The sequence below is a fragment of the Micromonospora palomenae genome (assembly GCF_007829925.1).
Lineage (GTDB): Bacteria > Actinomycetota > Actinomycetes > Mycobacteriales > Micromonosporaceae > Micromonospora > Micromonospora purpureochromogenes.
Genome location: NZ_VIXA01000001.1, coordinates 2,095,197 through 2,108,153, shown reverse-complemented (window position 1 = coordinate 2,108,153; position 12,957 = coordinate 2,095,197). Strand labels below are relative to the sequence as shown.

12 protein-coding genes are annotated in these 12,957 nt (G+C 73.2%); 10 read left to right on the top strand and 2 right to left on the bottom strand.

The window, feature by feature from the left end; translation table 11 throughout:
- The first annotated feature begins 579 nt into the window (after nt 1–579).
- Together FHX75_RS09495 and FHX75_RS09490 are read left to right on the top strand one after the other, a co-directional pair.
- Entirely contained in the window at nt 580–2,148 is a 1,569-nt protein-coding gene (locus tag FHX75_RS09495; protein ID WP_154938172.1) for an MFS transporter, read from the top strand.
- Between the two features lie 11 nt (nt 2,149–2,159).
- Entirely contained in the window at nt 2,160–2,768 is a 609-nt protein-coding gene (locus FHX75_RS09490) for a TetR/AcrR family transcriptional regulator (RefSeq protein ID WP_154938170.1), read from the top strand.
- A 78-nt stretch (nt 2,769–2,846) separates the two neighbouring features.
- Here the strand turns inward: FHX75_RS09490 and FHX75_RS09485 are convergent, their stop codons facing one another.
- Both FHX75_RS09485 and FHX75_RS09480 read right to left on the bottom strand, forming a co-directional pair.
- Nucleotides 2,847–4,766 carry a helix-turn-helix domain-containing protein gene (locus tag FHX75_RS09485; RefSeq protein ID WP_154938168.1) on the bottom strand — a complete coding sequence of 640 codons (1,920 nt, stop codon included), beginning with the start codon at nt 4,764–4,766 and terminating at the stop codon, nt 2,847–2,849.
- A 14-nt stretch (nt 4,767–4,780) separates the two neighbouring features.
- The gene (locus FHX75_RS09480; RefSeq protein ID WP_154938166.1) at nt 4,781–5,563 is read right to left on the bottom strand and encodes a 3-hydroxybutyrate dehydrogenase; all 783 of its coding nucleotides are present in this window, start codon (nt 5,561–5,563) and stop codon (nt 4,781–4,783) included.
- 161 nt (nt 5,564–5,724) lie between these two features.
- Between FHX75_RS09480 and FHX75_RS09475 the strand changes: the two genes are divergently transcribed.
- From FHX75_RS09475 to FHX75_RS09440, 8 genes are all read left to right on the top strand, one after another.
- Nucleotides 5,725–6,096 carry a DUF1905 domain-containing protein gene (locus tag FHX75_RS09475; protein WP_154938164.1) on the top strand — a complete coding sequence of 124 codons (372 nt, stop codon included), beginning with the start codon at nt 5,725–5,727 and terminating at the stop codon, nt 6,094–6,096.
- A gap of 121 nt (nt 6,097–6,217) precedes the next feature.
- Complete coding sequence (gene ruvC / locus FHX75_RS09470; RefSeq protein ID WP_154938162.1) at nt 6,218–6,745, top strand: crossover junction endodeoxyribonuclease RuvC; 528 nt, start codon at nt 6,218–6,220, stop codon at nt 6,743–6,745.
- On the top strand, nt 6,742–7,344 hold the full coding sequence (ruvA, locus tag FHX75_RS09465) for a Holliday junction branch migration protein RuvA (protein ID WP_154938160.1): 603 nt from the start codon (nt 6,742–6,744) through the stop codon (nt 7,342–7,344). Before ruvC ends, ruvA begins: the two co-directional genes overlap by 4 nt.
- 40 nt (nt 7,345–7,384) lie before the next feature.
- Nucleotides 7,385–8,449 (top strand): Holliday junction branch migration DNA helicase RuvB, encoded by a 1,065-nt coding sequence (gene ruvB / locus FHX75_RS09460; RefSeq protein ID WP_154938158.1) that lies wholly within the window; start codon nt 7,385–7,387, stop codon nt 8,447–8,449.
- Between the two features lie 193 nt (nt 8,450–8,642).
- Nucleotides 8,643–8,939, top strand: a complete 297-nt coding sequence (yajC, locus tag FHX75_RS09455; protein WP_425463487.1) for a preprotein translocase subunit YajC — start codon at nt 8,643–8,645, stop codon at nt 8,937–8,939.
- 227 nt (nt 8,940–9,166) lie between these two features.
- Nucleotides 9,167–11,077 carry a protein translocase subunit SecD gene (secD, locus tag FHX75_RS09450; RefSeq protein ID WP_211364368.1) on the top strand — a complete coding sequence of 637 codons (1,911 nt, stop codon included), beginning with the start codon at nt 9,167–9,169 and terminating at the stop codon, nt 11,075–11,077.
- A 1-nt stretch (nt 11,078) separates the two neighbouring features.
- Nucleotides 11,079–12,269, top strand: coding sequence for a protein translocase subunit SecF (secF, locus tag FHX75_RS09445; RefSeq protein ID WP_154938155.1), 1,191 nt, complete (start codon nt 11,079–11,081; stop codon nt 12,267–12,269).
- Nucleotides 12,270–12,363: 94 nt separating this feature from the next.
- Entirely contained in the window at nt 12,364–12,930 is a 567-nt protein-coding gene (locus tag FHX75_RS09440; RefSeq protein ID WP_154938152.1) for an adenine phosphoribosyltransferase, read from the top strand.
- Nucleotides 12,931–12,957 lie beyond the last annotated feature (27 nt).

The window sequence follows — 12,957 nt, the reverse complement described above, 5'->3', positions numbered from 1 at the left end:
AAGCACCACGACAAGGCGCTCAAAGATCAAGGGGAAAGTCTTCGTCCCGGCAGGCTTCGCGAGCGGGGCTCACGGCGCCGGGTCCATGTGTAACGACCGGCGGCCCACCATCATTCCGGGGGCCCGCATCCCTGGCGGCCACGGGTTCGGGCCAGGCCAGCGGGGTGCTGCTGCGATCGTCCAGGTGATGTAACGACACCGGCCCGGCCACCATTCCACCGCCAGGGTGCCCCCGGTCACCAGACATCCCGTCCATGGCCGGCCGAGATCGGACATCCCGGGCGCACCGAGTAGTCCCGAACCGGACATTCCGCGCTGGGTGCCTGCAACCACGTCTCGCCGCGCGGTTCGCGGCATGTCGCGGGGACGGGAGCGAGGGACAGCCCGACACGCCGCAAACCGTGTCCGGGAACGCGAGGCCCGGCCGGGCCTTCGACGCGAGGCAGGGAGGGTGACGCCGGACACATACGAAACGATCCGGTTCCGTATCGAAACTCAGGCCCGTACGCTCAGGCTCGTTACGAGTCTGACTCGTATCGTAATTCACGGTACGGGCACGCCGGGGGGAGAACCGGACACATGGAACCGCACGAGAACACCGGACATCCGAGGCGGTGGGGGATCCTCGCGGTGCTGGTGATCAGCCTGCTCGTCGTCGTCCTCGACAACACCATCCTCAACGTCGCACTGCGCACCCTCGCCGACCCGGTGCACGGCCTGGGCGCCAGCCAGGGCGAGCTGGAGTGGTCGATCAACTCCTACACGCTGGTCTTCGCCGGGCTGCTGTTCACCTTCGGCGTGCTCGGTGACCGCTTCGGTCGCCGCCGCTTCCTGCTGATCGGGCTGGTGCTGTTCGGCCTGTCCTCGCTGCTGTCGGCGTACGCGCAGGATCCCGGCCAGCTGATCGCGGCCCGCGCCCTGATGGGTGTCGGCGGCGCGGCGATCATGCCGGTGACCCTGTCGATCATCTCCAACGTCTTCGACCCGCGCGAGCGGGGCCGGGCGATCGGCGTCTGGGCCGGCGCGGTCGGCCTGGCCGTGGCGATCGGCCCGATCCTGGGCGGCGCCCTGCTGGAGCACTACTGGTGGGGCTCGGTCTTCCTGATCAACGTGCCGGTGGTGGCGGCCGGCGTGGTCCTGGTGGCGCTGCTGGTGCCAGAGTCCCGCGACCCCCGGCCGGGCCGGGTGGACCTGCTCGGCGTGCTGCTGTCGGTGGTGGGTCTGGTCGCGCTGACCTACGGGATCATCGACGGCGGCGAGCACGGCTTCGACCGGCCGGTGGTCTGGGCGTCCATCCTCGGCGGCCTGGCGGTGCTGACCTGGTTCGTCGCCCACGAGCGGCGCAGTGAGCACCCGTCGCTGGACGTCCGGCTGTTCCGGGTGCCGCGCTTCGCCGCGCCGGTGGCCATCGTCGGCCTGATCTTCTTCGCCGCGATGGGCGTCATGTTCTTCAGCTCGTTCTACCTCCAGCTGGTCCGTGGCTACAGCCCGCTGCAGACCGGCCTGCTCTTCCTGCCCTTCGCCGGCGCGCAGCTGATCTTCGCGCCGCGCAGCGCCGCCATGGTCCGCCGGTACGGCGGCAAGGCGGTCGCCGTGGTCGGGCTGGTGCTGACCGTGCTGGCGCTCGGCGCGTTCGCCTTCGTCGACGCGAGCACGCCGATCTGGGTGGTGCTGGTGTTCTTCTTCCTCCAGGGCGCCGGGATGGCCAACATCATGCCGCCGGCCACCGAGTCGATCATGTCGGCGCTGCCCCGGGAGAAGGCGGGCGTGGGCTCGGCGGTCAGCAACACCGTGCGGCAGGTCGCCGGCGCGCTGGGCGTGGCCGTACTCGGCTCGGTGCTCTCCGCGGTCTACCGGGAGGACATCGCCTCGGCGGTCGACGGGCTTCCCGCCCCGGCCCGCGAGGCGGCCAACGAGTCCATCTCGGGCGCGTACGCGGCGGCGGGACAGCTCGGGCCGGCGGCGCCGGAGCTGATCGCGGCGGCCAACGACTCGTTCGTCTCGGCCATGCACTGGGCGGCGGCGCTGTCCGCGGTGGTGGCCGCCCTCGGCATCCTCATCGTGCTGCGGTGGATGCCGGGCCGGGCCGCGGAAGCGCCCGCCGCGGCGTCGGTGGTGGGCGAACCGGAGTTGGCCGGAACGGCATAGGTTCGGGGATAATGTCCGACATGACTTCCACCGCAGATGCTCCGCGGTCGCCCGGGCGACCGCGGAGCGTCCGCGCGGACGAGGCCATCATCGAGGCCACCCTCGATCTGCTCGCCGAGGGCAGCACCATCGAGGCGCTGTCGATCGAGGCGATCGCCAGCCGCGCCGGGGTCGGCAAGGCCACCATCTACCGGCGCTGGGCGGGCAAGGACGCGCTGCTGCTCGACGCGCTGCGCCGGCTCAAGGGGATCCTGCCGCAGCCGGCCGGGCATTCCGTCCGCGACGACCTGGTGCTGCTGGTCGGCGCGGTCGGGCACAACATCGACCCGCGCGCCGCGAAGATCATGCCCTGTCTGGTGCCCGAGGTGAACCGCAGCCCGGACCACTTCCAGCTCTACCAGAACATCATCGAGCCGCGCCGGCAGATGATGCGCGAGGTGCTGCGGCGCGGGATCCGCACCGGCGAGCTCCGCGCCGACCTCGACGTCGAGGTGACGATGGCGCTGCTCGCCGGGCCGATGCTGATCCAGCGGATGCTGCGCTGGCATCCCGAGCTGGACGACCTGATCCTGCCCGAGAAGGTCGTCGACGCGGTGCTGGAGGGCGTCCGGGCCCGCTGACCGCTCAGCCCTCGGCGAGCAGCGGGAGCAGGTCGGTGATAGCCGGGAAGCGCGGGCCCCGTCGGGTCCCGCCCTGGCTCAGCTCGTGAGCGTGCGCAGCCGGTGCAGGCGCAGCGCCAACTGCACCTCCAGCGCCCGCTCCGGCTTCTGCCAGTCCGCGCCCAGCAGCTGCCCGACCCGTTCCAGGCGCTGGGTCACCGTGTTGACGTGCACGTGCAGCTGCTCGGCCGCGCGGGCCAGGCTGCCGCCCACCCCGAAGTACGCCTCCAGCGTGCGCACCAGCGCGGTGCCGCGCCGCGCGTCGTAGTCCAGCACCGGCCCCACCGTGGCGGTCAGGAACCGGGCGACGTCCCGCTCGCCCTGGTCGCCGACCGTGCCCAGGAGCAGCCCGACGAAGCCCAGTTCGGCGGTGCTCGCCCCCTCGCCGGCCCGGCCCAGCGCGCCCAGCGCGGTGAGACAGCGGTCCGCCTCGGTGAACGTGGCGGCCAGCGCCGTCGGCCCGCACGCCGGGCCGCTCGCCCCGGCGGTCACCGGGCGACCGGTCACCCGGGACAGGTCGCGGGCCACCGACCGGGCGCTGCCACCGGCGTCCCGGCCGGGCAGCATCAGCACCACCCGCCCGTCGCGGGCCGCGGCCAGGCCACCCCGGGTCGAGGCGTACGTGGTGGCCCAGGAGAGCACCCGCAACCGGGCCGAGCCGGTCGCGGCGATCGCGTCGTCGCCAACCGCCACCAGCACGTGCGGGGCGTCCAGGTCGATCCCGAGCCGGCGGGCCCGGCTGCGCAGCGCGTCGGTGTCCCGCAGCGGCCGGGCGATCAGGTCGTCGAGCAGCTCGCCGCGCACCCGCCCCTCGGCCTCGGCGACCGTACGCCGGAACAGCAGCAGCAGGGCGGTCACCAGCGCGGCGCGCTCCAGGATGCGCTGGTCGGCGTCGACCAGGTCGTCGTCCGGGCGCAGCACCAGCGCGCCCAGGTTCTCCGCGCCGGCGACCACGGCGGCGTACCAGAGCGGGCCCCGGCGCACGCTGCGCCCCTCGGTACGCGACGCGGCCACCGCCTCGACCATGTCCGCCCGGTCCGGCTCCTCGATCTCGCCGACCCGGGCCAGCAGCCGTCCCTCGGCGTCCAGCGCCAGCAGCGCGCCGCCCAGCACCTCGGTGACCGCCGCCGCGACGTCCTCCACCCCGCCGCCGCGGAGCACCAGCGCGGTCATCCGGTCGTGGGCGGCGGCGGCCCGCTCCACCGAGCTGCTGTGCGCCCGGATGGTGGTGTTGGCCGCGGACAACTCCTCCAGCGCCGAGCGGGTCTCGGCGAGCAGCCGCGCGGTGTCGATCGCCACCGCGGCGTGCGCGGCCAGCGACACCAGCAGGGCCACCTCCTCGCGGACGAACGGGCGGGCCGAGCGGTTCGCGGCGTAGAGCACGCCGATCGAGGTCGAGCCGAGCCGCAGCGGCACCCCGAGGATGGCGACCAGCCCCTCCTCGCCCACCCCGGCGTCGATCTCGCCGGTGTGGTGGAAGCGGTCGTCCTCGGGATAGTTGGCGGTGACGTAGGGGGCGCCGGACTGGGCCACCAGGCCGCCGAGACCGGCGCCCATCGGGAGCCGTAGCCGCTGGAACCGGGCCGAGACGGAGCCGTCGGTGACCCGCATGTAGGTGTCGCCGCGCTCCTCGTCGTTGAGGGTCATGTAGGCGACGTCGGCGCCGAGCAGGTGCCGGGCCCGGTGCACGATGGCCCGGAGCACGTCGTCCAGGTCGCGCAGGCCGGCCAGGTCGCTGACGGTGTCGTACAGGCCGGAGAGCTCGGTCTCCCGGCGGCGGCGGCGTTCCAGCAGCGCGCGGACGCGCAGCGCCACCGTCTTGGCCTGTTCGAGTTCGGCCAGCCGGTCGGCGGGCAGCCCGGCGGCCCGGGCGGCGACCAGCGGGCCCTCGAACTCGACCGCAGCCGCCTCCCGGGCGAGCAGCTCCAGGAACTCGACCGGCGACGACATGACGCTCATTGTGCGGGGTGCCACTAGTTCGCCGTCCAGCCCCCGTCGAGGGCGATGGAGGCGCCGGTGATGAAGGCCGCCGGCGGCGAGCAGAGGTACGCCAGCAGTTCGGCGACCTCGTCCGGCTCGATCAGCCGCTTGATCGCGGCCCGGGCCAGCATGATCTTCTCGATCACCTCGTCCTCGCCGATGCCGTGGCTGGCCGCCTGGTCGGCGATCTGGCTCTCCACCAGCGCGGTGCGGACGTACGCCGGGTTGATGCAGTTGGCGGTGACCCCGTGCGCCGCGCCCTCCAGGGCCACGACCTTGGACAGCCCCTCCAGGGCGTGCTTGGCCGACACGTACGCCGCCTTGTACGGCGAGGCGCGCAGCCCGTGCACCGAGGAGATGTTGACGATCCGGCCCCAGCCCCGGGCGTACATGTGCGGCAGCGCCCGCCGGATGATCTGGAACGGCGCCTCCACCATCACCCGGTGCAGGTGGGAGAAGCGCTCGGGGGGAAAGTCCTGCACGGGCGCGACGTGCTGGAGCCCGGCGTTGTTGACCACGATGTCGACGTCGGCGTCGAGCCGGTCCACCGCCGCCAGGTCCGACAGGTCGACCCCCTCGGCGCGGGCGCCGGCCTCGGCGGCCACCACCTTGGCCGCCTCGAGGTTGCGGTCCACCACCAGCACCTTCGCGCCGGCCTCCGCCAGGCGCAGGGCGCAGGCCCGCCCGATGCCACTGCCACCACCGGTCACCAGGGCGCTACGACCGGAGAGGTCGACGTGTACGACGTGGGGGACCGCCACGGGTTCTGCCGTCATGGCGCAAGAAGTTACGAGCTGTGTGGCCGGCGGCACATGGGGCGGCGACACATACTCGACCGTCGGTCTGTGTGGGCGCGCCGGCACCGGCCCGGGAACGGACGGCCCCGGCCCCGTCGCGGGCCGGAACTGTCGGCGGTGGGTGGCACCCTCGCCTCCGGGTGACAGCACCGCGCCGGCCACCCCTCGGCCGGCTCGGCGGACGGGAGGTGGCGATGGCGAGGCACGTGCCGCCGGACGGCCCCGGCGAAGTCCCGACGGGCGGGCCGGCCTTCCGGGCGACACTGGTCCGCTGGCCGGGCGCGGGCGGGTGGGTCTTCGCCCCGGTGCCCGACGCCCACGCGCCGGGCGCCGCCGGCCCGTTCGGCCGGGTGCCGGTGACCGCCACCGTGGACGGCCGCACCTGGTCGACCAGCGTCTGGCGGGACCGGGCGGCGGGCTGGCTGCTGGCGGTGCCGGCGCGGATCCGCGCCGGCAAGGACGACGGGGACGTCGTCACCGTCGCCGTCGAGGTCGACCACGCCCGGATGTAGCGGCGTGGCCCACGCCACCGCGACGCGCCGGCACGGCCGGCGTGTCCCCCGGGATGCGGGGCCGGGCCGACCAGTAGGGTGTCGAACACACGTACTGCTGGCGGCTGGGGGAGGAGGCGGCGTGCGCGTGCTCGGCGTCGACCCGGGGCTGACCCGGTGCGGAGTCGGCGTGGTCGAGGGCGTGCCGGGACGGCCCTGCACCCTGGTCGCCTACTACGTCGTCTACACCGACCCGGCCGACGAGCTGGCGCTGCGCCTGCTGCACCTGGACCGGTCGCTGACCGACCTGGTCGCCGAGCACCGGCCGGACGCCGTCGCCGTCGAACGGGTCTTCAGCCAGCACAACGTCCGCACCGTGATGGGCACCGCCCAGGCCAGCGGGATCGCCGTGCTCGCCGGGGCGCGCGCCGGACTGCCGGTGCAGACGTACACCCCGAGCGAGGTGAAGGCGGCCGTGACCGGTTCCGGTCAGGCCGACAAGCGGCAGATGACCACGATGGTGACCCGGCTGCTGCGGCTGCCCGAGCCGCCGAAGCCGGCCGACGCGGCCGACGCCCTGGCCCTGGCCATCTGTCACGTGTGGCGCGGCGGCACCCGGTCGAAGCTCGCCGCCGCCGCCGATCGGGCACGACGAGGAGGAGCGCGATGATCGCCAGCGTGCGCGGCACGGTGACCGCGACCGGTCCCGACCACGCGGTGGTGGAGGTGGGCGGGATCGGCCTGGCGGTGCAGTGCGCCCCGGGCACGCTCGCCGACCTGCGGGTCGGCCAGCCGGCCCGACTCGCCACCAGCCTGGTCGTCCGGGAGGACTCGCTCACCCTCTACGGCTTCCCCGACGACGACGCCAAGCAGCTGTTCGAGCTGCTCCAGACGGCCAGCGGGGTGGGTCCCCGGCTGGCCCAGGCGGTGCTCGCCGTGCACACCCCGGACGCGGTCCGCAAGGCCATCGCCAACGCCGACACCGCCGCGCTGACCCGGGTGCCGGGCATCGGCAAGAAGGGCGCCGAACGCCTGGTCCTGGAGCTGCGCGACCGGATCGGCCCGGTGCCGGTCGGCGCCGACGGCGCGGCCGGGGTCACCGGCGGGGCCTGGCCCGAGCAGGTCCGCCAGGCGCTGGTCGGGCTGGGCTGGACGGCGGGGCAGGCCGACCAGGCGGTGGCGGCGGTGGCGGAGAGCGTCGACGGGGAGACCCCGCCGGTGCCGGTCCTGCTGAAGCAGGCGATCCGACTGCTGGGCCGCACCCGATGAGCGCGCTCAGCGAGTCGGCCACGCGGGCGGAGGTGGCCCGGTGACCGGCGACGGCCTGGTCTCGGCGCACGTCAACGACGCCGAGCTGGACGCGGAAGCCAGCGTCCGGCCGAAGCGGCTCGCGGAGTTCATCGCCCAGCACCGGGTCCGCGACCAGCTCGACCTGTTGCTGCAGGGCGCGATGCGGCGCGGCTCCCCGCCGGACCACATCCTTCTGTCAGGGCCGCCTGGCCTTGGGAAAACGACGCTCGCCAATATCGTCGCCGCCGAGCTGGGCGCTGGCATCCGGGTGACCAGCGGTCCGGCGATCGAGCGCTCCGGCGACCTGGCGGCCATCCTGACCAGCCTCGCCGAGGGCGACGTCCTCTTCATCGACGAGATCCACCGGATCGCCAAGCCGGCGGAGGAGCTGCTCTACAGCGCGATGGAGGACTTCCGGGTCGACGTGGTGGTGGGCAAGGGGCCCGGCGCCACCGCGATCCCGTTGGACGTCGAGCCGTTCACCCTGGTCGGCGCGACCACCCGCTCGGGTCTGCTGACCGGGCCGATGCGGGACCGGTTCGGCTTCGTCGCGCACCTGGACTTCTACGCCCCGGCCGACCTGGAGGCGCTGCTGCACCGTTCGGCGCGGATCCTCGGCGTGCCGATCACCGACGACGGGGCGACCGAGATCGCCGGCCGCTCCCGGGGCACCCCCCGGATCGCCAACCGGCTGCTGCGCCGGGTGCGGGACTTCGCCGAGGTCCGGGCCGAGGGCGTGGTCAACCTGGAGACCGCCCGGGCCGCCCTGACCGTGTACGACGTGGACGCCCTCGGCCTGGACCGGCTGGACCGCGCGGTGCTGACCGCGCTGGTGGACTCGTTCCGGGGCGGCCCGGTCGGGCTCTCCACCCTCGCGGTGGCGGTGGGGGAGCAGCCGGACACCGTCGAGGAGGTCTGCGAGCCGTTCCTGGTCCGGGCCGGTCTGCTCGCCCGGACGCCCCGCGGGCGGGTGGCCACCGAGGCCGCCTGGCACCATCTGGGCCGGACGCCGCCAAATGGTACATTTGGTGCCGAGGCCCCTTCCGTGCCCGATCTGTTCTCCGCCGCACCGGATCAGCCGTGATGTGAACGTGATCTGTACCGCATTCGGCGTTCTCAGGTGCAGGGATTAGACTCGCCGCGGTCTGTACAGGACGTGAGAATCCGCCTCCGCTCCGGCACCCCTCGTGCCGATCCGGAGGCCAATGGGAAGGTCACACACCGTGGTTTACGCAGCAGCGGGCGGCGGGGGAGCCGGCGGTCTCACGCCGATCCTCATGATCGCCCTGCTCTTCGGCGTCATGTACTTCATGATGATCCGCCCGCAGCAGAAGCGGCGGCGCGAGGCCGAGGCCATGCAGTCCGCGCTGGCCCCGGGCGACGAGGTCGTCACCATCGGCGGGCTCTACGGCACGGTTACCGGTGTGGACGACGACACCGTGCTGCTCGAGGTCGCCCCCGGCGTCCAGACCCGTTACGCCCGGCCGGCCATCGCCCGGGTGGTCAACCGGGCCGAGCGCACCGAGTCGACCGAGCCGGTCACCGAGGAAGCGGCGGACGCCGTCAAGGAGTGAAACGCCCCGCCCGCCCTCCTGACGGAGCGGCGGGCGGACTGCGACAACTGAACAGGTGGGTCGACGCCCGACGCCGGCACGCGCCCCCGACCGACGCCCCCGCGTCGGTGGCGGTACGCCGTGCCGACCGCCGGGTGCCGATCCCGTAGAGCACGTCGGCCCGGACCCCCGGCCCGACATCGCCGCCCCCACCGGCGGCGCGACCGTTACAGGGAGACAGGACAGCCGTGGCACCACCTCAGGGACAGATGCGCCCCGGGCGGCAGCTCGCCGTACTCGGGTTCATCTTCGTCGTCCTCTATCTTTTGGTGTTCTTCTCGGGCGGCGCCAGCGGCGGCTGGAAGGACCGGCTGGAGCCCCGGCTCGGCCTGGACCTGATCGGCGGCACCCGGCTGACGCTCGAGGCCACCAACAGCATCGACGGCAAGCCCCCGACCTCGGAGAACCTCGAAGAGGCGCGGCAGATCATCGAGAGCCGGGTCAACGCCTACGGCGTGGCCGAGGCCGAGGTGGTCACCGAGGGCAACCGGAACATCGTCATCTCCCTGCCCGGTCAGAACCGCGAGCTGACCGACGTCGGCAGCGCGGCGGAGCTGCGCTTCCGCAAGGTGCTCAAGGCCGCGGACGGCAGCGGCGTGGCCACCGCCCCGACGGCGACCCCGACCCCCTCCGGCAGCGCCTCGCCCGCCCCCTCGGGCAGTGCGTCGCCGAAGCCGTCGGGCAGCGCTTCGCCGAAGGTCACCTCCTCGCCGAGCGCCGGTGGCCAGGGCGGCGGCGCCCCCGCGCCGAGCGCCAGCGCCACCCCCTCGGCCCCGGCCTCGCCGAGCGCCCCGGCCGCCTCGCCGAGCGCCAGCGCCGCCCCGGTGCCGCAGAGCATCCAGGAGCAGCGCAACGCCGTCGAGAAGAAGGTGGGACCGGCGGCCTGGACCGCCGCGAGCGCCCTGCAGGGCCCGGCCGACCTCACCGCCGACCCGTCCCTGGCGGAGAAGCTCAAGCCGTTCGGTGCGCTCTCCCCGCAGGAGATCGCGGTGCTGACGCCGCAGATGCAGTTCAACGTCCCGACCATCACCTGCGCCCAGCTGGACAAGCGGCCGGCCGCGTCGATCAAGGACGAGAAGCAGCAGGCGGTCGCCTGTGAGGACGGCGCGGCCAAGTACCTGCTCGACGTGGCGAAGGTGGTCGGCACCGACGTCGACGACGCCAACGCCGTGCTCGACGAGGCCAGCGCCTGGGTGGTCAGCCTGAACTTCACCGGCGACGGCCAGGACAAGTGGACCGAGCTGACCCGCGAGGCGTTCAACAACACCGGTGGCGCCTGCGACCAGACCGCGCTTGGCCAGGACGGCAAGTGCCGGGTGGCGGTCGTGCTGGACAACGAGATCGTCTCCTCGCCCGAGATTCAGGGCGTGCTCACCGGTGACTCGCAGATCACCGGCAACTTCACCAGCACCGACGCCAACAAGCTGGCCAGCCAGCTGCGGTACGGCGCGCTGCCGGTGACCTTCGAGCCGCAGGAGCAGCAGAACGTCACCGCCACCCTGGGCGACAGCCACCTGCGCGCGGGTCTGCTCGCCGCCGGCATCGGCATGCTGCTGGTCATCGTCTACTCGTTCTTCTACTACCGGCTGCTCGGCTCGGTGATCTTCCTGAGCCTGGTGCTGTCGGCGCTGCTGGTCTTCGGCGCGCTGGTGGTGCTCGGCCGGCAGATCGGCTTCACCCTCACCCTCGCCGGCATCGCCGGCATGATCGTCTCCCTCGGTGTGGCGGCGGACTCCTTCGTCATCTACTTCGAGCGGCTCAAGGACGAGATCCGGGAGGGGCGCAGCCCGCGCAGCGCGGTGCCGCGCGCCTGGATCCGGGCCCGCCGGACGATCATCTCGGCGAACGCGATCACGCTGATGTCCGCCGTGGTGCTCTACGTCGTCTCGGTCGGCACGGTGAAGGGCTTCGCCTTCGCCCTCGGCCTGGCGACGGTGCTGGACCTGATCGTGGTCTTCCTCTTCCGGCACCCGATCATGACGATGTTCGCCCGTACCCGGGCGTTCCTGTCCCCGCGGGTCAGCGGCCTCGGCCGGGCCCTGCCGGCCCGGTCGGCCGAGCAGGACTCGCCCCGCACCCCGCGCGTCAAGGAGGCCTGAGATGGCTAAGAGTGGTCTCGCGAGCCGGCTCTACCGCGGTGAGGCCGGGCTCGACATCGTCGGCCGGCGCAAGCTGTGGTTCGCCGTGGCCGGTGCGCTGGTGCTGATCGCGGTGCTCAGCTTCGCGGTGCGCGGGTTCAGCCTCGGCATCGAGTTCGCCGGCGGCAACTCGTTCCAGGTGCCGGCCAGCGTCGGCACCCTGGAGCAGGCCGAGGAGAAGGTCGGCGCCGCGCTCGCGGCCGAGGGCGGCGACGCCGAGGTGGTGACCGCGCAGAAGGTCGGCAGCACCAGCGGCGAGTACTACGAGCTGCGTACCTCGCAGCTCACCCCGGAGCAGGCCACCGAGGTCAAGGCCGAGATGGCCCGGGAGTTCGGAATCAACGCCGACCAGATCAGCGGCAACCAGGTCAGCGAGGCGTGGGGCGAGCAGGTCACCTCGCGCGCCCTGCTCGGTCTGATCATCTTTGTCGCGGTGGTGGCGATCTACCTGATCCTGCGCTTCGAGTGGCGGATGGCGGTCGCCGCGATCGTCTCGCTGTTCATGAACCTCTTCCTCACTGCGGGCATCTACTCGCTGGTCGGGTTCGAGGTGACCCCGTCGACCATCATCGGCTTCCTCACGATCCTGGGCTTCGCGCTCTACGACGTGGTGGTGGTCTTCGACAAGGTGCAGGAGAACACCCGCGGCATCACCGCGAACAACAACCAGACGTACGGCGAGGCGGCCAACCTGGCGCTCAACCAGAGCCTGATGCGGTCGCTGAACACCTCGGTGGTCGCCCTGCTCCCCGTCGGTGGCCTGCTCTTCATCGGTGCCGGCCTGCTCGGCGCGGGCACCCTGAAGGACCTCGGCCTGGTGCTCTTCGTCGGTATGGCGGTGGCGTTCCTGACCTCGATCCTGCTGGCCACCCCGCTGCTGGTGCTGCTGAAGAACTACGACCCGCGGATCCAGGCGCACAACAAGCGGGTGCTGGCGCGGCGGGGTGCGATCGCCCGGGGCGAGCTGGCCCCGAAGGGCGCGCCCCGCGCGGCCGAGGGCGCCGACGAGTCGATCGACTCCGACGCGGCGGCCCTGGCCGGCACGGCGCCGAAGGTGGGCGCCCGTCCCGCCGGCAAGCGCCCGACCGGCGCGCGGGGCGGCCGTCCCAGCGGGGGCGGCGGCAACCGGCCGGGTGGCGCCAAGCGGCGCTGACCCGGGCGGGGACACCCGGTAGGAATCGACCCGACGGCGTCCTTCATGCTGTGCGAGCGGCATGGAGGACGCCGTCGTCGTTGGAGGGAGCACCGTGACGGAGACCCGCAGCACCGGGGTACGGGGGGACAGCGGCCCGCAGGTCGCCCGGCTGGTGGCCAGCCGGGTGTTGGACGTGCCGGACTTCCCCAAGCCCGGCGTCATGTTCAAGGATCTGATGCCGCTCTTCGCCGACGGTGCGGTGTTCCGCGAGGTGATCGACGGGATCGTCGAGTACCACGGGCGTGACTCGTTCGACATCGTGGTCGGCATCGAGGCCCGCGGCTTCGTGATCGCTGCCGCCATCGCGTACGCCACCGGGGTGGGTGTGGTGCCGGTGCGCAAGGCCGGCAAGCTGCCCCGCGCCGCGTACTCCGCCTCGTACGCGCTGGAGTACGGCGAGGCGACCCTGGAGGTGCACCAGGACGCCTTCACCGCCGGGCACCGGGTGCTGGTGGTCGACGACGTGCTGGCCACCGGCGGGACCGCCGAGGCCACCCTCGACCTGGTCGAGCGGGCCGGCGGCACGGTGGCCGGTTTCACCGTCCTGCTGGAGCTGGGCTTCCTCGAGGGCCGCAAGAAGCTCGCCGGCCGCCCGGTCCATGCCCTGCTGACCGTTTGACCCCCATGCGGTCGGACGGACCCGGTG